Annotated in this window: 17 protein-coding genes and 1 tRNA gene; 7 read left to right on the top strand and 11 right to left on the bottom strand. The window is 73.1% G+C overall.

What is annotated here, in order from left to right:
• The first annotated feature begins 4 nt into the window (after nucleotides 1-4).
• A complete protein-coding gene (locus ACGFR9_RS11355) occupies nucleotides 5-2,656 on the top strand; it encodes a phosphoribosyltransferase domain-containing protein (RefSeq protein WP_393205729.1) in 2,652 nt (883 codons plus the stop codon).
• Nucleotides 2,656-3,468: an HAD family hydrolase gene (locus ACGFR9_RS11350; RefSeq protein WP_393205726.1), complete on the top strand. Its 813-nt coding sequence runs from the start codon at nucleotides 2,656-2,658 to the stop codon at nucleotides 3,466-3,468. Before ACGFR9_RS11355 ends, ACGFR9_RS11350 begins: the two co-directional genes overlap by 1 nt.
• A 148-nt stretch (nucleotides 3,469-3,616) precedes the next feature.
• Here ACGFR9_RS11350 and ACGFR9_RS11345 read toward each other — a convergent pair whose 3' ends face one another.
• The 4 genes from ACGFR9_RS11345 to ACGFR9_RS11330 form a co-directional block, all read right to left on the bottom strand.
• Nucleotides 3,617-4,351 (bottom strand): DedA family protein, encoded by a 735-nt coding sequence (locus tag ACGFR9_RS11345; protein WP_393205723.1) that lies wholly within the window; start codon nucleotides 4,349-4,351, stop codon nucleotides 3,617-3,619.
• 48 nt (nucleotides 4,352-4,399) lie between these two features.
• Entirely contained in the window at nucleotides 4,400-4,624 is a 225-nt protein-coding gene (locus tag ACGFR9_RS11340) for a zinc ribbon domain-containing protein (RefSeq protein WP_030222711.1), read from the bottom strand.
• Nucleotides 4,625-4,633: 9 nt separating this feature from the next.
• Nucleotides 4,634-6,040 (bottom strand): hypothetical protein, encoded by a 1,407-nt coding sequence (locus tag ACGFR9_RS11335; RefSeq protein WP_393205720.1) that lies wholly within the window; start codon nucleotides 6,038-6,040, stop codon nucleotides 4,634-4,636.
• A 75-nt stretch (nucleotides 6,041-6,115) separates the two neighbouring features.
• On the bottom strand, nucleotides 6,116-6,898 hold the full coding sequence (locus tag ACGFR9_RS11330) for a hypothetical protein (protein WP_393205717.1): 783 nt from the start codon (nucleotides 6,896-6,898) through the stop codon (nucleotides 6,116-6,118).
• A gap of 180 nt (nucleotides 6,899-7,078) precedes the next feature.
• Between ACGFR9_RS11330 and ACGFR9_RS11325 the strand changes: the two genes are divergently transcribed.
• A tRNA-Val gene (locus ACGFR9_RS11325) sits at nucleotides 7,079-7,150 on the top strand.
• 47 nt (nucleotides 7,151-7,197) lie between these two features.
• Here ACGFR9_RS11325 and ACGFR9_RS11320 read toward each other — a convergent pair.
• Nucleotides 7,198-7,533, bottom strand: coding sequence for a hypothetical protein (locus ACGFR9_RS11320; RefSeq protein WP_393205714.1), 336 nt, complete (start codon nucleotides 7,531-7,533; stop codon nucleotides 7,198-7,200).
• Between the two features lie 67 nt (nucleotides 7,534-7,600).
• Between ACGFR9_RS11320 and ACGFR9_RS11315 the strand changes: the two genes are divergently transcribed.
• On the top strand, nucleotides 7,601-7,822 hold the full coding sequence (locus ACGFR9_RS11315; protein ID WP_393205711.1) for a DUF2277 domain-containing protein: 222 nt from the start codon (nucleotides 7,601-7,603) through the stop codon (nucleotides 7,820-7,822).
• Between the two features lie 541 nt (nucleotides 7,823-8,363).
• Here the strand turns inward: ACGFR9_RS11315 and ACGFR9_RS11310 are convergent.
• The 4 genes from ACGFR9_RS11310 to ACGFR9_RS11295 all read right to left on the bottom strand — a co-directional run bounded on the left by ACGFR9_RS11310 (nucleotide 8,364) and on the right by ACGFR9_RS11295 (nucleotide 12,257).
• Entirely contained in the window at nucleotides 8,364-8,975 is a 612-nt protein-coding gene (locus ACGFR9_RS11310; protein ID WP_393205708.1) for a DedA family protein, read from the bottom strand.
• Nucleotides 8,976-9,155: 180 nt separating this feature from the next.
• Nucleotides 9,156-9,608: a DoxX family protein gene (locus tag ACGFR9_RS11305; protein WP_393205705.1), complete on the bottom strand. Its 453-nt coding sequence runs from the start codon at nucleotides 9,606-9,608 to the stop codon at nucleotides 9,156-9,158.
• A 253-nt stretch (nucleotides 9,609-9,861) separates the two neighbouring features.
• Nucleotides 9,862-11,508, bottom strand: coding sequence for an alkaline phosphatase D family protein (locus tag ACGFR9_RS11300; RefSeq protein WP_393205702.1), 1,647 nt, complete (start codon nucleotides 11,506-11,508; stop codon nucleotides 9,862-9,864).
• Nucleotides 11,509-11,612: 104 nt separating this feature from the next.
• Nucleotides 11,613-12,257, bottom strand: coding sequence for an HNH endonuclease family protein (locus tag ACGFR9_RS11295; protein ID WP_393205699.1), 645 nt, complete (start codon nucleotides 12,255-12,257; stop codon nucleotides 11,613-11,615).
• Between the two features lie 404 nt (nucleotides 12,258-12,661).
• Here ACGFR9_RS11295 and ACGFR9_RS11290 point away from each other — a divergent pair, with 404 nt between their 5' ends.
• Both ACGFR9_RS11290 and ACGFR9_RS11285 read left to right on the top strand, forming a co-directional pair.
• Entirely contained in the window at nucleotides 12,662-13,243 is a 582-nt protein-coding gene (locus tag ACGFR9_RS11290; RefSeq protein WP_393205696.1) for a TMEM165/GDT1 family protein, read from the top strand.
• A 117-nt stretch (nucleotides 13,244-13,360) separates the two neighbouring features.
• The gene (locus tag ACGFR9_RS11285; protein ID WP_393205693.1) at nucleotides 13,361-14,023 is read left to right on the top strand and encodes an HAD-IA family hydrolase; all 663 of its coding nucleotides are present in this window, start codon (nucleotides 13,361-13,363) and stop codon (nucleotides 14,021-14,023) included.
• A 209-nt stretch (nucleotides 14,024-14,232) separates the two neighbouring features.
• Here the strand turns inward: ACGFR9_RS11285 and ACGFR9_RS11280 are convergent, their stop codons facing one another.
• Nucleotides 14,233-15,225 (bottom strand): peptidoglycan-binding protein, encoded by a 993-nt coding sequence (locus tag ACGFR9_RS11280; RefSeq protein ID WP_393205690.1) that lies wholly within the window; start codon nucleotides 15,223-15,225, stop codon nucleotides 14,233-14,235.
• 172 nt (nucleotides 15,226-15,397) lie between these two features.
• Between ACGFR9_RS11280 and ACGFR9_RS11275 the strand changes: the two genes are divergently transcribed.
• A complete protein-coding gene (locus tag ACGFR9_RS11275; RefSeq protein ID WP_393205687.1) occupies nucleotides 15,398-17,473 on the top strand; it encodes a DHA2 family efflux MFS transporter permease subunit in 2,076 nt (691 codons plus the stop codon).
• Nucleotides 17,474-17,480: 7 nt separating this feature from the next.
• Here ACGFR9_RS11275 and ACGFR9_RS11270 read toward each other — a convergent pair whose 3' ends face one another.
• Complete coding sequence (locus ACGFR9_RS11270) at nucleotides 17,481-17,975, bottom strand: GNAT family N-acetyltransferase (RefSeq protein WP_393205684.1); 495 nt, start codon at nucleotides 17,973-17,975, stop codon at nucleotides 17,481-17,483.
• Between the last annotated feature and the right edge of the window lie 95 nt (nucleotides 17,976-18,070).

Genomic DNA, 18,070 nt, shown 5'->3' with positions numbered 1-18,070 from the left:
GTCTGTGAACGAGGGGAAGCGCGGCGTCTGGTCGGGCAGCTGGGTCACGGAGCGGCTCGGCGTCGAGCTGGCCGGCGACGAGAGCCTGCCCGAGCTGCTGGGGCTGGCGCTGCGCCGCAACCCCAAACGGGCCCATCTGCTGGTGTCCAACGTGCTCGGCAAGCATGTCCCGCAGTCGCCGTCCGTCGTGTACGGCCATGGCGTTGCGCTCGGCCGCAGGGTGCGGGAGCTGCTGGGTCCCTCGGCGTCGTCCGCGGTGGTCCTCGGCTACGCCGAGACGGCCACCGGGCTCGGCCACTCGGTGGCCGACGGGCTGGCGGTCGCGCCGTATCTGCACTCGACGCGGCGCCCGGTGGCGGGGACGGCCACGGCCGGGGGGTTCGAGGAGTCGCACTCGCACGCGACGTCGCATCTGCTGCTGCCGGAGGATCGCGCGCTGCTGGCGGGGGGCGGGCCGCTGGTGCTGGTCGACGACGAGTTCTCGACGGGTAACACGGTGCTCAACACCGTACGAGATCTTCATGCGCGGTATCCGCGGGAGCGGTATGTGGTGGTCGCGCTGGTCGACATGCGGTCGGGTGCGGACGCGGGGCGGCTGGAGTCGTTCTCCCGCTCGATCGGAGCGAGGATCGACCTGGTCACGACGGCGTCGGGCACGGTCCGTTTGCCTGCCGGCGTGCTGGAACGCGGCCAGGCGCTGGTAGCGGAGCACGACGGCGCGTCGGGGCCGTTCGCGCAGTTCCCCGCGCCCCTTCAGGGCGCTGCTGCTCCCGCCCCCTTCGAAGCGGACGGTACGACGGTCGCCCCAGGGGCGCGGGGAACTGCGCGCCCAGCCACGGGTGGCCCGCGGCCGTCCACCGGGCTGGAGGGGGGTTCGGTCTCCTCCGGAGCGGACGGTACGACGGTCGCCCCAGGGGCGCGGGGAACTGCGCGAACGGCCCACGACGGCCCGCGGGCGGACCGCTCGTTCACGCGAGTGGACCTGCGCTGGCCCGACCGCCTCCCCGACGGGGGCCGGCACGGGTTCACCCCCGCGCACCGCGCCCGGCTGGAGCGCGCGCTCCCCGGCATGGCCGCCCGTCTCGCAGAGGCGATGACAGACACCCCGCACCGCGTACTCGTCCTCGGCTTCGAGGAGCTGATGTACACCCCCCTCCGCCTGGCGGCCGAGCTGGAGCGGACGGCGGCAGCCACCGGCGTGGACATACGCTTCTCCACCACCACCCGCTCCCCCGTCCTCGCCGTCGACGACCCCGGTTACGCGATACGCACCCGCCTGACCTTCCCCGCCCACGACGACCCCGCCGACGGCCCCGGCGACCGCTACGCCTACAACGTCGCCGGCGCCGGCTTCGACGCCGTCGTCGCCGTCGTCGACTCCGCCGCCGACACCCCCGCGCTGCACGCCCCCGACGGCCTGCTCGCCCGCCTCGCCGCGCACACCCCGCACGTTCTCCTCGCGGTCGTACCGTCGTACGTACCAGCCGAAAGGCCCGCCACCATGCTGCCCGAGCCCCTCAGAGGCCCCGCCTTCTCCTCGTACGCGCCCGAGGAGGTCGGCTGGCTGCTCCAGGACCTCTCGGACGTGACCCTGGAGGCGCCGACCGAGGAGCGCGAGGAGGCCATCCAGAGCGGCGGCGCGCACTACGCGGAGTCGCTGCCGGTGGAGTACCAGCCCAGCGAGCAGTACCGGCGGCTGTTCCACACCGCCCTCGACGAGTCGGCGGACCGCCTCGCCCACGCGGTCGGTGTGGTCACGGAGACCGTCCTCGCCGAACGGTCCCGCCCGGTCCTGGTGTCGCTGGCCCGCGCCGGCACCCCCGTCGGCATCCTGATGCGCCGCTGGGCCCAGCACCGCCACCAGCTCGAACTCCCGCACTACGCCGTCTCCATCGTGCGCGGCCGCGGGATCGACGCCAACGCGCTGCGCTGGCTGGCCGCCCACCACGACCCCCGCGACGTGGTGTTCGTCGACGGCTGGACCGGCAAGGGCGCCATCACCCGCGAACTCGCCCAGGCGATCGAGGAGTTCGAGAAGACCGAGGGCGTCACCGGCTTCGACCCGGAGATCGCGGTCCTCGCCGACCCCGGCTCCTGCGTCCGCACCTACGGCACCCGCGACGACTATCTGATCCCCTCCGCCTGCCTCAACTCCACGGTCTCCGGCCTGGTCTCCCGTACGGTGCTCCGCGCGGACCTGGTCGGCCCGGACGACTTCCACGGCGCGAAGTTCTACCGCGAACTCGCCGGCGCGGACCTCTCCGTGGCCTTCCTGGACGCCGTCTCCGCCCGCTTCCCCCATGTCGCCGACGCCGCCTGCGCCCAGGCCAAGGAACTGCTCGCCGCCGACCGCACCCCCACCTGGGAGGGCTGGGCGGCCGTCGAGCGCATCAGCGAGGAGTACGGCATCCACGACGTGAACCTCGTCAAGCCCGGCGTCGGCGAGACCACCCGGGTGCTGCTGCGCCGGGTCCCCTGGAAGGTGCTGGCCCGTTCGGGGGCCGGCCGCGACCTCGACCACGTCCGCCTGCTCGCGGAGCAGCGAGGTGTCCCCGTCGAGGAGGTCGACGAACTCCCCTACACCTGCGTGGGGTTGATCCACCCCCGCTACACGCGCGGCGCGACCGGTGTCGACGGCAGGGCGGTGACCCGCTGATGCCCGTCGTCGTCGCGAGCGATCTCGACCGTACGCTCATCTACTCCGCCGCCGCCCTCGCGCTGACCATGCCGGACGCGCGGGCACCCCGGCTGCTGTGCGTCGAGGTCCATGAGAGCAAGCCCCTGTCGTACATGACGGAGACGGCCGCGCAGCTCCTCACCGATCTCGGTGACGAGGCGCTGTTCGTGCCGACGACGACCCGCACCCGCAAGCAGTACCAGCGCATCAACCTCCCCGGCCCGCCCCCGGCTTACGCCATCTGCGCGAACGGCGGACACCTCCTCGTCGACGGCGTGTCCGACGAGGACTGGCACGCCCGGGTGCAGGCCCGGCTGGCCGAGGAGTGCGCCCCGCTGGCCGAGGTGCAGGAGCATCTGCTGCGGACCGCCGACCCGGTGTGGGTGCGCAAGCACCGGATCGCCGAGGACCTCTTCGCCTATCTCGTCGTCGAGCGCGAACTGCTGCCCGAGGAGTGGGTGAAGGAACTCGGGGAGTGGGCGGAGAACCGCGGCTGGACGGTCTCCCTCCAGGGCCGCAAGATCTACGCCGTGCCCAAACCGCTCACCAAGAGCGCCGCCATGCACGAGGTGGCCCGCCGCAGCGGCGCCGCTCTCACGCTCGCCGCCGGCGACTCCCTCCTCGACGCCGACCTGCTGCTCGCGGCGGACCAGGGCTGGCGCCCGGGGCACGGCGAACTGGCCGAGGCGGACTGGACGGCGCCGGCGATCCGGGCGCTCCCGGAGCGGGGCGTCCTGGCGGGGGAACGCATTCTGCGCGAACTGCTGCGAACGGTGAGGGCGCCAGGCTGAGAGGCTGTTCCCACCCCCGCTCCTCAAACGCCGGAGGGGCTGGTTTCAGCCCCTCCGGCGTTTGAGGAGCGGGGTCTGGGGCGGAGCCCCAGGGCCGGGACGGGAACGGGCGGCGGGGGCGAAAAACCTCTCCCGCCATCGGGAGTAGTCAGCGGGGCCGACGCAAAACCATGGTGTCACCGGAGTCGTACCCCGAAGCGGCCTCGGCGGGCACATCCTCCGCACCATCCCGCCGCCGCCCGCCCCGCACCACCCGCAGCACCACGAAGACGACCAGCGCGACAGCCGCTCCCCCGAGCACCACCTTCGAGTACGCCGACACGACATCAGTCACCCGCGCCCAGTTGTCCCCGAGCGCATACCCGGCCAGCACGAACGCCGTGTTCCAGATCGCGCTCCCCAGCGTGGTCAGCCCGAGGAACAGCGGCAGCCGCATCCGTTCCACACCGGCCGGCACCGAGATGAGGCTGCGGAAGATCGGGATCATCCGGCCGAAGAACACCGCCTTCGGCCCGTGCCGCAGGAACCACGCCTCCGTCTTCTCGATGTCGGCGACCTTCACCAGCGGCAGCCGTCCCGCGATCGCCACCGTCCGGTCCCGGCCGAGCAGCGCGCCCACCCCGTACAGGGCGAGCGCGCCGATCACCGAGCCGGCGGTGGTCCACAGCAGCACGGCGAGCAGGCTCATCCGCCCGCTGCTCGCGGCGAACCCGGCGAGCGGCAGGATGACCTCGCTGGGCAGGGGCGGGAAGAGGTTCTCCAGCGCGATGGCGAGGCCGGCCCCGGGGGCGCCCATGGCGTCCATGAGGTCGTTGACCCACCCCGGTCCGGCACTTCCGCCGTCCCCGGCCGCCGTGATCATGTGGGCTGCGATGGCTGTCATGCCGTCACGCTAGGGAGCCAAAGCTGAAGGGAGCCTGAGGACGGGCCGTCAGCCGCAGCAGCCCCCGCCGCAGCAGCCGCCACCACCGCCACCGCCCGCGCGGGGCGCCGGTGCGGGAGCGGACGCCGTACCGGCCACCGCGACCGTGGACAGCAGCTTCACGGTGTCGTCGTGGCCCGCCGGACAGTCCGCGGGCGCGGAGGACTCCGCCATCGGCCGGCTCAGTTCGAAGGTGTCGCCGCAGGTACGGCAGCGGTACTCATAGCGAGGCATGCGCACAGGTTAACCGGCGCCCCCGCCGCGCTCCTCCCGGATCTGTGTCACCACACGGCCCACCGTCGCCCGTACCTCCTCCGTCTCCGTGAGGAAGTGCCAGTAGTCGGGATGGCGGCCCTCGAGAGCGGTGACCGCCCGCTCCAGCCGGGCCACGGCCTCGTCCAGCGGGCGGGCGTGACGCGGGTCGGGGGTGTTGCGGCCGGCCATGGCCAGCCGCTGGGCGTCCCGGATGGCGAAACGGGTGCGGTCGATCTCCTGCTCGGGGTCCTTCTGTACGGCGTTCAGCTGCCGCAGCCGGTCACCGGCGGCCGACACCGCCTCGTCGGTCGTGTTCAGCAGGGCCCGCGCGGTCGACAGCAGCGCGGTCGCGTCCGGCCAGCGCTGCTCCTCGCGGGCCGCCCGCGCCTCCGCGAGCTTCGCCTCCGCCTGCTCCACGTTCTCCGCGGCCAGGTCGGGGACGTGCTGCAGGTCCTGCCAGCAGGCGGCGGTGAAGCGCCGGCGCAGCTCGCTGAGCACCGGCTCGACCTGCCCGGACCGGGTGGTGAGAGCCTGTGCGCGGGTGCGCAGGGAGACCAGCCGGTGGTCGATCTCGGCGGCCCGCTCCGGCAGCCGCTCGGCCTCGACGCGTACGGCCTCGGCCTCCCGGGTGACCCGTTCGGCCCGCTCCAGGGTCTGCGGGACGCCGTGCTGTCCCGCGCCCTGGTTCAGCTTGGTCAGCTCCGGGGAGAGCGCGGCGAGCCGGGCGGCGAGGTCGTCGGCCCTCAGCCCCGAGCCGCGCACGGAGTCGAGTGCGTTCGAGGCGGCCAGCAGCGCCTGCCGGGCCCGCTCGACGGAGGGCGCGAGCCGCGCCAGCTGGGTCTCGGCCTTGCCGAGGAGGGGGCCGAGCCCGTCCGTGAACCGGTCCAGTTCCCCCTTGACCTTGCCCAGCTCGTCCTTGGCGGCGGTCAGCCGCGTCCGGGCCTGGGAGGCGGCCGAGGCCTCCAGGTCGTCGCGGTCCAGGTCATGGGCGTCGACGGCGCTGATGTACTGGTGGCTGGCCTCGTCGATACGGCGGCCGAGCGCCTCGAAGTCCGCCACGGCGCGGCGGGCGGCGGGGGAGGAGTCGACGGCGGTGATCGTCTCGATGGAGATCCGCAGATCGCGCTGGGCGGTGTCGAGTTCGTAGAAGGCGGCCGCCGCCGCGTCCTTGGCGGCCTGCGCCTCCGCCCGCTGGTTCTCGGCCCGCCCGCCGAACCAGCGCCGGGTACCGCCGCCGGCGAACGCGGCGGGCAGCGCCAGCGCCGCGACCAGCGGCAGCGTCACGAGGGCGAGCGTGTCCCGCAGCGCTGCCGCTCCGGGGGTGCGGCGGGCGCGCCGCATGCGTGGCACGCGCGGCTCCGACGGCGAGTACGGCTGTGCTGGTATCGCCGTCACATCCCTCTCCCGTACTGTCGTTCGCCCCGGCCCGATGCCATTCTCCCACCGGTAGAGGACGAAGACACGGGGCGGTCAGTTCGCCGTACGGACCGTGAGTTTGCCGTCACCGGTGCGGGCGGTCACCACATGGGAGCTGGCGTCGTCGCGCGGCACGGACACGTCCTCGGCGCCGTCGCCGGTTCCGGTGTCCACCCGGTACGAGGCCCGGGGCAGGTCGATCGTCAGGGAACCGTCGCCGCTGCGGGAGTCCACCAGGTCGGGTACGGCGCCGAGTTCGAGGTGGACCGAGCCGTCACCGCTGTGCGTGCGCACCGTACGGGAGGACACCTCGGCGCGCACCGACCCGTCACCGGTGCGCAGCTCCAGCGGGCCGGTGGAGTCGGTGACGTGGACCGAGCCGTCCGTCGTACGGATGCTCAGCGCGTCGCGGAAGCCCCGCGCCCGTACGCTGCCGTCCTTCTCCTCGACCTTCACCAGGACGCCGCGCGGTACCTCGATGCGGTGCTTGGTGGCGCAGTCGGCGACGATGCCCGAGCACTTCTCCCGCAGCACCAGCCGGTCGCCGTCCATCGACCAGGTGACCTTCGGGTCCGAGCCGATGGCGACGGTGCCCTTGAACCAGCGGGTGACCTCGATCTTTCCGGAGGCGTGGTCGTCGGCGGCGACGATCTCCAGGGCGGAGTCGTCGGAGTCGATGGTGAGGGTGTCGCCGGTCAGGTCGAAGGAACGGTGGTCGGGATCGGTGTCGTCGGCGGCGGACGCGCCGCAGGCGCACAGTCCCGCGACGAGCGCCACGGTGGCGCCGGCGAGGGCGAGGGCGCGCGTCCGCGCGGGACGGGTGATGGTGCGGGTCATGACGGTCTCCCCCTGGGACGGACGGTGGCGCTCGGCGGCTGGCGTTCGAGCGTGCTTCGACCGTACGGAGGCGGGGGCTCGCGGGGGATCCGGGCCGCTACCGGATCGGGGGTGGGGATATCCCCCGATGGGCGGTGTGCCGGGGCCGGTTGTGGGGCATGTAGGCTGTCGGTTCGACCCGGGTGCGTAGCTCAGGGGTAGAGCGCCTGCCTTACAAGCAGGATGTCGGCGGTTCGAAACCGTCCGCGCCCACCGGGAGCGAGGGCTCCGGAGATCTGATCTCCGGGGCCCTTTCCGTTTTACGCCGGGTTCTGTGTGCGCGTGTGCTTCAGGCCGGCGCGGGCGTCCATGCGGTCGGTGCCGGTGAGCTCTGCCCAGTAGCGGTGGGTGCTGACGAACACCGCGAGCTCGTGTTCCCGCTGTCTCAGCTTCTCCACCTCCGCCTGTTCGTCGGCGGTCCAGCCGGGGGAGGCGGGGCGCTCGACCCTGCGCCAGCCGTTGTCGTCGCTGAAGCCGTCGAGGGGTTCGACCGACCAGGGGAGCCGCTTCAGCAGGGCCGACAACTCGGCCCTGACCTGATGCAGTTCCTCCTGACCGGCGAGGAGGTCACCTGGGAAGTCGTAGGTCTCGGCCACGGTCGCAATGATACGCCTGTTCGATTTTGGGTGGCGAGTTGGTGAGTGGGCGCGTCAGACTGGGGGCATGTGCCGGAGTATCAAGACCCTGCGTCCGCCCGTGCAGCCGGAAGAGGCGACGGAAGAGGAGATCAGGGCCGCGGCCCTGCAGTACGTACGGAAGGTGTCCGGCTTCCGGGCCCCGGCCGCACACAACCGCGAGGTGTTCGAACGAGCGGTGGAAGCGGTGGCGTCCGCGACTGCGGAACTCCTGGACGGCTTGGTGGTCCGCGGCACCACCGCGCGCTAACACCACGCGCCGCCGCGCTGCCGCGCTGCCGCGCTGCCGCGCTGCCGCGCTGCCGCGCTGCCGCGCTGCCGCGCTGCCGCGCCCACGCGCTGCCGCGCCCACGCGCTGCCGCGCCCACGCGCTGCCGCGCCCACGCGCTGCCGCGCCCACGCGCTGCCGCGCCCACGCGCCGCCGTGCCCACGCGCCGCCGCGCTGCCGCGCCCGCGCGACTCCGCGACTCGGCGCCGCCGCGCTCTCGCGACTCCGCTAGCCGCGGGCAGTCGTGCCGCAGGGCGGCACGGGTGGGCGCGGCGGCACCCCGCTGACGCCGGGCTGCGTGACGCCCCCGCCCGGCTGCCACCCCGGTACCGGGTCAAGCGGGGGTGGGTGTGCGCTCGCCCCGCTGGAGGGGGTGCCGCTGCGCCCACCCGTGCCGCCCCAGCGGCACGACTGCCCGCAGCTGCGGGGAGTGTGGTGGGGCTGGCGGCCGCTGCACCGAGTGGGGTGGGGGCGGCGGCCGCTGCACCGAGTGGGGTGGGGGCGGACGTGGTCGGGGGGTGGCTACGCGGCAGGCGGGGCGGCCGCGGGGTGGGGGTGGCGGCGCATCAAGTAGGTGGCGCCCGCCCCCGCGGCGAACAGCGCGCCGACCGAGACCGCCGTCGCCAGCCACGTGGCGCCCAGCCAGTGCGCGCCGAAGTAGCCGAGGGCCGTGCTGTAGGCGGCCCAGGTGAGGCCTGCCAGGGCGGACCAGGGGAGGAAGTCGCGGGCGCGGTGCCGGGCGGCGCCCGCGCCGAGGGAGACGACCGAGCGCCCGGCGGGCGCGAAGCGGGCCAGGACGACCAGCGCACCGCCACCCCGCGCGAGTGCCGCACCGAGACGTTCCTGCGCGCTCCGCAGCCGCCGGGAGCGGGCGATCGCCCTGTCCAGCCGGGGCCCGCCGAGCCAGGCGAGCCGGTAGGCCATCAGGTCGCCCAGCACGGAGGCCGTCGCGGCGCACAGCGTGAGCACCAGGATGTCGGGGACGTCGGTCGCCGTACCGGCCGCCGCGGCCGTGGCCGCCGTGATCACCAGGATGCCGCTGGGCAGGACCGGGAGGAACACGTCCAGCAGGACCGAGAGGGCCACCACCGCATAGATCCACGGGCTGCCGACCAGCGACCCCAGACTCTCCACCCGAACTCCCCGTGACTCCCCCGATGACAGCCAGCCAGCCTACGCCCGGTGAGTGACAGAAAGGTCACGGGGGGTTCGTACGTCCGTGGTCCCGCGTTCCCCCTCCCTTTCCCCGGTGACCGGCGGATGCCCTCCTCCGTCGTACGAAGGAGGGCACCGTACGGCCCGATGGGGAGGAGGTCAGGCCGTCACGGGGGTCCGTTCGGTCCGCCGTCCGCCGTTCGCGGAGGAGCGGCGGGTGATCAGACGGTCCAGGCCGAAGGCTCCGGAGCCGGTGAACACCAGGAGGAGCATGGCCCAGCAGTACATGGCCGCGCCCTCCCCGTTGTTCTCTATCGGCCACAGGGCCTCGGGCTGGTGGACCTTGAAGTACGCGTACGCCATCGAGCCGGACGAGATGAACGCGGCCGCGCGGGTACCGAGCCCGAGCAGGACCAGGGTGCCGCCGACGAGCTCGATCAGGGCCGCGTACCAACCGGGCCAGGCGCCGGTCTCGACGGTGCCGCCGCTGCCGTCCGCGCCGCCGAGCAGGCCGAACAGGGACACGGCGCCATGGCAGGCGAAGAGCAGTCCGACGACGATGCGGAACATGCCAAGGGCATATGGCTGGGCGCTGTTGAGGCGTCCGGTCATGGTGGGGGGTCTCCTTCGGTCGAGCCGGACCCCGGATGGGACCGGCCGGGGGACGGAACCGAGTCGGCCATCCACGCTAGGTGCCCCCTACTGATACTTGCAAGTTCAACATTCGGCCCCTGTGTTTGCCCCGATTCGGCTGCTCCGCCGCCCGCTCCCGCCGGTCAGTACGGCGTTCCGACCCGCGGGTGTGACCATCGGTGTGACCGAATTCGCACCACGGTTCACAGGTGACTCACAGGTTCCGCGCAGCTCAGCGGCTCAGCCGGGTCTCCGTCACGCGGGTGAGCCGGGCCCCGGCCTCGTCCGCGCGCGCGTGCTCCAGCCGCAGTACCGCCGAACGCCCGTCCGCCGTCAGGGTCATGAGCTGGTTGCCGAACCAGGGCCCGCCCGTCCGGCGCCAGCCGACCGGCGGCCGCCCGAGACGCCCGTGCCGGGCGAAGACCCGGCCCAGGAGCCGGGCCCCGCCGCCCCAGCCGAGCCGGAAGCCGAGCCTTATCGACAGCGGGATGGAGTTGTGGACGGGCGAGCAGGTCAGCTGCACCACCCGGGAGTCCGGACCGGTGCCGTCCGGCCAGCTCGGCTCGGCGACATAGGCGTGGTGGACGTCCCCGGAGAGCACGCACACCGTCGCCGGTGCCCCCGGCCCCGCCCCCACCTCGGCGATCAGCTCCGCCAGCTCGCCGAACGACTCCGGGAACGCCGCCCAGTGCTCCAGATCCGCCGCCCGCCGCAGTCTCTCCCCGAACCGTGCCCAGCGGGCGCCCTTGTCGCCCCGGCACAGCGCGGAACTCCACGCCTCCACGTCGTGCACCAGATGGGGCAGCAACCAGGGCAGGGACGTACCGATGAGCAGATGGTCGTAGGAGTCGCGCCCGTCCAGGGCCTGCTCGCGCAGCCAGTCGGCCTCGGCCCGGTCGAGCATGGAGCGCCGGCCCTCCTCCAGGACACGGGCGGCGCGGCTGTCCACCATCAGCAGCCGCACCCGGCCGAAGTCGCGCCGGTAGCTCCAGCGCACGGCCGCCGCGTCCGCCTCGGCCGCGGCGGCGAAGGCGCGCAGCGCGTCGGTGCCGTCGGCGGCTTTCCGGACGGACGCGTACAGCGGGTCGGCCCCGGCCTCGGCGGGGGAGAGATTGCCCAGATGCTGGTACACCCAGTACGACATCAGCCCGCTGAGCACCCGCTCCCGCCACCACGGCGTGGCCCGCATGTCCTCGACCCAGGAGGCGGAGGTGTTCCAGTCGTCGATCACGTCATGGTCGTCGAAGATCATGCACGTGGGGACGGTGGACAGCAGCCAGCGCACCTGCGGGTCGAGCCAGGACTCGTAGTAGAGGTGGGTGTACTCCTCGTAGTCCGCCACCTGGGCGCCCGGCGGGTCGTCGAGGTCGCGGCGGGCGGCGAGCCAGGAGCGGGTGGCGTCGGAGGTCTCGTCGGCGTACACCTGGTCGCCGAGGAGCAGCAGCACGTCGGGGCGTGCGCCGTCCGGGTCGGCGGCGATGCGCCGCGCCAGCGCGTCCAGCGCGTCGGGGCCGACGGGGTCCGGCTCTCCGGTGGGCGGGGCGGCCCAGCGGCAGGAGCCGAACGCGACACGGGTACGGGCGTCCGGGGCCGGCGTGGGGATCACGGACGCCGGGAGCGACGCGTAGGGCTCCTCGGCCGACGGCCACACCCGGGCGTCGTCCAGGAAGACCTCGTACGGGGTGGACGTGCCCGGGGCGAGACCGGTGACGTGGACCAGCGCGTAGTGGTGGCCCGCGATCTGGAACGTTCCGGCGGTCCCGCCGGGTCCGTCCGCGCAGCGCACCTCGACGGTGCCCGGACGGTCCGTCTCCACCCACACGGTGGCGGACGAGCCGTCGACGTACCTCAGCAGCGGTCCGAGCCGCAGTCCGGCCATGGGTGACCCCTTCCTCCGTCGCCCCGTACGGTACGCAGCGACGGAGGCCGCCGGGGAGAGGTGCGCGCCCGGTGGACGGGAATCAGCGGGCGGATCGCCCGGACTCAGCAGCTCGCGAGGTGGTTCGTCAGGGCGGACTTCTCGGCCGAGTCGACCGAGAGGTCGTAGTAGTACTTCACCTGGACCCAGGCGCGGACATAGGTGCAGCGGTAGGCCGTGCGGGACGGCATCCAGGTGGCGGGGTCCTGGTCGCCCTTGGACTGGTTGACGTTGTCCGTGACGGCGAGGAGCTGCGGGCGGGTCAGGTCGTTGGCGAAGGACTGGCGGCGGGAGGTGGTCCAGGCGCTGGCGCCGGAGTCCCAGGCCTCGGCGAGCGGCACCAGGTGGTCGATGTCGACGTCGGAGGCGGCGGACCAGGTGGCGCCGTCGTACGGGGAGTACCAGCTGCCGCTGGTGGCGGCGCAGGAGGAGTCGGTGACGACGCCCGAGCCGTCGCGCTTGAGGACGGTCTCGCGGGTGTTGCAGGCGCCGGACTGGGTGATCCAGTGCGGGAAGAGGTCGCGGTCGTAGCCGGTGCGGTTCTCGGTGCGCACGTCCAGCGTGGCGAGGTAGCCGCGGGCGGTGGCGGCGCTGACCGGGGTGGGGAGGGCGGCGGAGGCGTTCGGCCCGTTGAACAGGCCGACGGAGGCTATGAGTCCGGTGAACGCCGCGACTATGCTGAGCCGTCGACGCGCGTAGAACTTCGACATGCGAACTCCCTTGTGGGGTGGGGCCGTTGGCGTGCGAGCAGGGGAATGCTCGCGACGCCGGGTGGCCGGGAGGAGTGGATCCGGTAAGAAGTTAATGACGCGTGCATGACACGTCTATGGTTCGGGTGTGAAATTTCCGCGTGCGGGGCTCCGCGGCCGCTTCGCGTACGATGGACGGCGCAGAAGGGGAGTAGCTCTTCGCCGGACCGTCGACATACTGCTCAGCTCGTCTGAGCCGGCGCCCGGAGGCGGGCCCCGTGACACGGGGCCGGCCAGCGAGACCTTCGGCAAGCAGTGCACGCCCGTGCCCTACGGCACGGGTGCCGCGTGTGCTGCCGTGCCGAGGTGTCTTGTGACAACGCACAGCACTCTCGGTGGGGCAGTCCCGACCGATTGAGGAACCGTTGATCAGCCTGACCGTGACGGCCGTCGTCTTCGGCGTCGTCTTCCTCGCCGAACTGCCGGACAAGACGGCGCTCGCCGGCCTCGTCCTCGGCACCCGCTACCGCGCCTCCTACGTCTTCGCGGGTGTCGCCGCCGCCTTCGCGCTGCATGTGGCGCTCGCCGTGGCGGCGGGCAGCGTGCTGACGCTGCTCCCGCAGCAGATCGTGCACGCGATCACCGGTGTGCTCTTCCTGGGCGGCGCGGCGGTGCTGCTGATGAAGAAGGACGAGGACGAGGAGGAGGTCCGCAAGCCGGAGAACCAGTCCTTCTGGAAGGTCGCCGGGGCCGGGTTCATGCTGATCCTCGTCGCGGAGTTCGGCGATCTGACGCAGATCATGACCGCCAACCTCGCCGCCCGCTACGACGACCCGCTCTCCGTCGGCCTGGGCGCGGTGCTCGCGCTGTGGGCGGTGGCCGGGCTCGGCATCGTCGGCGGGAAGGCGCTGATGAAGCGGGTGCCGCTGAAGCTGATCACGCAGATCGCCGCGTTGCTGATGCTGGGGCTCGGTGTGTGGAGTCTGTGGGAGGCGGTCTCCGGGTGACCGGGGGCGGTGGCGGGAGCCCGGGTTGTTTTGTACCGTGGGTGAACAAAGTGGTTCCCGCCCGTTTTCCCTGACCGGCGGGCGGGGCCACTCCTCCTCCGTACCTTGGAGCTGCCGATGACGGCCACCGTCGTACTCACCGCCCGCGCCCTCCTGCTGGACATGGACGGCACCCTCGTCAACTCCGACGCCTCCGTCGAGCGCGTCTGGCGGCGCTGGGCCGACCGGCACGGGCTCGACGGGGACGAGGTGATGAAGGTCGTGCACGGGCGGCAGGGGTACGCGTCGATGGCGGTACTGCTGCCCGGACGGCCGATGGAGCAGAACCACGCGGACAACGCCCGGATGCTGGCGGAGGAGACGGCCGACACCGAGGGTGTCGTCGAGATCGCGGGGGCGCGGGAGTTTCTCGCGTCCCTGGCGGGGGTGCGGCACGCGCTGGTGACGTCGGCGGATGTCGCGTTGTCCGCCGCGCGGATGGGGGCGGCGGGGCTGGCGCAGCCGGCTGTGCGGGTGACTGCGGAGTCGGTGGGGGCGAGCAAGCCGGATCCCGAGGGGTTCTTGAAGGGGGCGGCGGAGCTGGGGGTCGAGCCGGGGGACTGTGTCGTCTTCGAGGACTCGGGGGCGGGGATCGCGGCGGGGCGCGCCGCGGGGATGCGGGTGGTGGGGGTCGGGCCCCGGGCCGCGTTCCACCGCCCGGACGTGGTCGTCCGGGACCTGACCCAGGTGCGGGTGGAGGTCGTGGGGGACGGGTCGGTTCGGCTGCACGTGGGGGAGTAGGGCAGTTTGTCCCGCCCCCGCCGCCCCTTCCCGTCCCGACACTGGGGCTCCGCCCCAGACCCCGCTCCTCAAACGCCGGAGGGGCTGACTTTTCACTCCGTCCGGCAAAATCCAGCCCCTCCGGCGTTTGAGGAGCGGGGGTCCGGGGGCAGCGCCCCCGGGGGTCGGGGACGGGAAGGGGCGGCGGGGGGCGGAAAACCGACCCCCGCCTACGGCTCCCGCGTCTCCGACTCGAGGCGGGCCCGGGTTTCCGGGCCATAGATGCCCAGCTCGGACTGGAGGCCCCACCACTGCTGGAAGTTGCGCAGCGCCTCTTCCACCTGACGGTTGAAATTGCCATGGGCCTCGTCGTGGTACAGCCACTTCTCCTTCAGCCGGAGCTGCAGTTCGACCACCTCCGCCCCCCGGTCGCCCCTCCGCAGCACCGGCCCGGTGCCCTCGTCGGCCTCCCCCTCCGAAGGAGCCGCCTCGGCCGGAGCCGAGGCCGAGGGTGACGAGGAGGGCGTCACGGCCGACGAGGGGCTCGAAGTCGCCGTGGAAGCGGACGCGGACGGCGAAGCCGGCGCGCTCGCACTCGCCGACGGCGTCGACGAAGGCGCGGAAGAAGTCACCGGCGGAGCCGAGGAAGAGGCCGCGGCGGACACGGACGGCGTCGCGGACGCGTCCGGAACGCTCTCCCGCACATCCTTCGGCGCCGCCCCGTCCCGCGACGGCGTCTCGTACGAGAACATCCCGCCGGCCCACCCCGCCGCCCCCACCACGGCGACGACGGCACCGGCGGCCACGAACAGCACCCCGCGCCGCCGTCGGCGAGGCGGCGGAGGCGTGGCAGCGGCGGCCGCGGCGGGTACGGTCCGCAGCGGCCGCGTGCCGTCGAACAGGCTCAGATCGGTGGTGTTCGGCGGGCCCGCCCCCGGTACCAGCGGTGTCGGGATCACCGTTGTGGCGTCCGCCGCCTCCGGCGGGACGGCGCGCAGGGCCATGGTCTCGTCGGACGCCGGCGGCTCGCCCCCCGGTTCGCCCTCCAGTTCGACATACGGCCGTATGCGCAGCGGATCGAAGTCCTCCGCCGCCGCGGCCTCCGCCGTGCGCGCGTCGCGCAGGGCGTCGGACGCGCGCAGTGTGCAGGCGCACGACGGTGTGTTGTCCCCGTTCCTGGGCGCACCGCACTCCGGGCACGGGTGCCCGTTCGGCTGTTCCACGTGTTGCGTCCCTCCCCTCGCGAACTCCAGAGATTATGCAGATCTTCTTCACACACGCGGTCACACGCCCCCGGAATATGGGATTCCGCAAGGACCGGGCAGGAACTCAACAGGCCATAACAGGTCACACCGATCACGATGGGGGGTGAACCAGGATCCTGTGGAGGTCTGCATGGCCGGGGACGCGCACCGTACGGCGCCGAACGGGAGCAACGCGGGGCCCGCGCCCGGCGCCGGACCACCGGGCCGGGAGCATGTCTCCGGGAACGTGATGGTCTCGATCGGCGCCCTGCTGCTCGGCCTGCTGCTCGCCGCCCTCGACCAGACCATCGTCGCCACCGCGCTGCCCACCATCGTCAGCGAACTCGGCGGTCTGGAGCATCTGTCCTGGGTGGTCACCGCGTATCTGCTGGCCTCGACCGCCGCGACCCCGCTGTGGGGCAAGCTCGGGGACCAGTACGGGCGCAAGAGGCTCTTCCAGACCGCCATCGTGATCTTCCTGATCGGCTCCGCGCTGTGCGGCGCCGCGCAGGACATGCCCCAGCTGATCGCGTTCCGCGCGCTCCAGGGTCTCGGCGGCGGCGGACTGATCGTGCTGTCGATGGCGATCGTCGGCGACCTCGTCCCGCCGCGCGACCGCGGCCGCTACCAGGGCCTGTTCGGGGCGGTGTTCGGCGCGACGAGTGTGCTCGGGCCGCTGCTCGGCGGGCTGTTCACCGAGCATCTGAGCTGGCGCTGGGTGTTCTACGTCAATCTGCCCGTCGGGATCGTCGCCCTCGCCGTGATCGCCGCGGTGCTGCACATCCCGCGCCGGCGGACCAAGCACGTCATCGACTACCTCGGCACCTTCCTCATCGCCTCCGTCGCCACCTGTCTGGTCCTGGTCGCCTCCCTCGGCGGCACCACCTGGGCGTGGGCGTCACCGCAGATCATCGGGCTCGCGGTGCTGGGCGCGCTGCTCGCCGTGGCGTTCGTGTCGGTGGAACGGCGGGCCGCCGAACCGGTGCTGCCGCTGAAACTGTTCCGGGTGCGCACGTTCACGCTCTCCGCCGTGATCAGCTTCATCATCGGGTTCGCCATGTTCGGCGCGATGACCTATCTGCCGACCTTCCTCCAGGTCGTCCAGGGCGTCTCGCCGACCATGTCCGGTGTGCACATGCTGCCGATGGTGGCGGGCATGCTGCTGTCCTCCACCGGTTCCGGGCAGATCGTCAGCCGCACCGGCCGCTGGAAGGTGTTCCCGATCGCGGGCACCGCCGTCACCACCCTCGGACTGCTGCTGCTCCACCAGCTCGACACGCACAGCTCCACCGCCGTGATGAGCGTCTACTTCTTCGTCTTCGGGTTCGGCCTCGGCCTGGTGATGCAGGTCCTGGTGCTGATCGTGCAGAACGCCGTCCCGTACGAGGATCTCGGCGTCGCCACCTCCGGCGCGACCTTCTTCCGCTCCATCGGCGCCTCGTTCGGCGTCGCCATCTTCGGCACGATCTTCGCCTCCCGCCTCGGCAGCGAACTCGCCGACGCCTTCCGGGGGGCCCGGCTGCCGCCCGGTGTCTCCGCCGACTCGCTGAAGGCCGACCCGCGCGGCATCGGCGCCCTGCCGCCCGCCCTGCGCCCGCCGGCGCTCGACGCGTACGCCACCGCCATCACCGACGTCTTCCTGTACGCCGTCCCCGTCGCGCTCCTCGGGTTCGCGCTGGCGTGGCTGCTCAAGGAGGACCGGCTGCGCGCCTCCGTCACCGCCCCCGACGTCACCGAGACGCTCGCCAGCAACCCCGTGGAACGGTCGTCGTACGACGAGGTGTGCCGCGCGCTGTCCGTGCTCGGCACCCGCGAGGGGCGCCGCGAGATCTACCGGAAGATCACCGACCACGCCGGCTACGACCTGCTGCCCGCCACCAGCTGGCTGCTGCTGCGGATCAGGAGGCACGGCTCGGTGGAACCCGCCCTCCTCGCCGAACGCACCCCCATCCCGCTGAACGTCGTCCTGGAGGCCGCCCGGCAGGCCGAGATCCGGCATCTCGCCGTGCGCCGGGGCCCCGACATGGTGCTCACGGACGAGGGGCGCGAGGTGACGGAGCGGCTGGCGCGGGCCCGCGAGGACTCGCTGGCCGAACTGCTCGGCGACTGGTGGGGGCCGGACCGGCCGACCGACCTGGTGCAGCTGGTGCACGAACTCAACGACGAGCTGTGCGGATCGCGCGGTGAACGCCCGCGCGACGAGCGGTCCGTGACCCCGACGGGCTGACGCGCCCTCAGGTCAGCTCCTTGGCGAACCAGTGCTCGGCGTACGGGTCGGCGTTGTGCGGCGCGGTCTCCGTGTAGCCGAGCCGGGCGTACAGCGCCCGCGCCTCGACGAGGTCCCCGCGCGTGTCCAGGATCATCCGCCCGGCGCCCGCGGCCCGCGCCGCGTCCTCGGCGGCCCGCACCAGCGGCGCCGCCCCGCCCCTGCCCCGCATCCCCGGGTACAGGAACACCCGGGTCAGCTCGGCGGTCCCGCCGCCCGGCAGCCGGAAGCCCGCGCTGCCGGCCGGCTCACCCGCGTGACGGGCCACCAGCAACCCGCCCGTCGGCGGCGCGAGGTCGGCGCCCGGCGCGGCGGCGATCTCGCGCTCCAGCTCCGCCGGATCGGTGCGCCGCCCCTCGTGCAGCAGATACCAGCGGTCGCTGACCTCCGTGTAGTACGCCCGCCACAGCGCGGCGGCGACGGGCGAGTCGTACGGCTCCGGGGCGATGGTCCAGGCAGACATGCCCGCATTCTCGGCGGACCCCGCGGCCGCGGCGCAAGCGAATAAGCCCGCCGGACGCCGACGGCCCGGAACTGTTTGTGCGTGAACCTTCGGGC

This window comes from Streptomyces sp. NPDC048584, assembly GCF_043199595.1.
In the GTDB taxonomy this organism is placed as follows: domain Bacteria; phylum Actinomycetota; class Actinomycetes; order Streptomycetales; family Streptomycetaceae; genus Streptomyces; species Streptomyces edwardsiae.
Note: the sequence above shows the minus strand (reverse complement) of the source record. Positions and strands in the feature narration are given on the sequence as shown.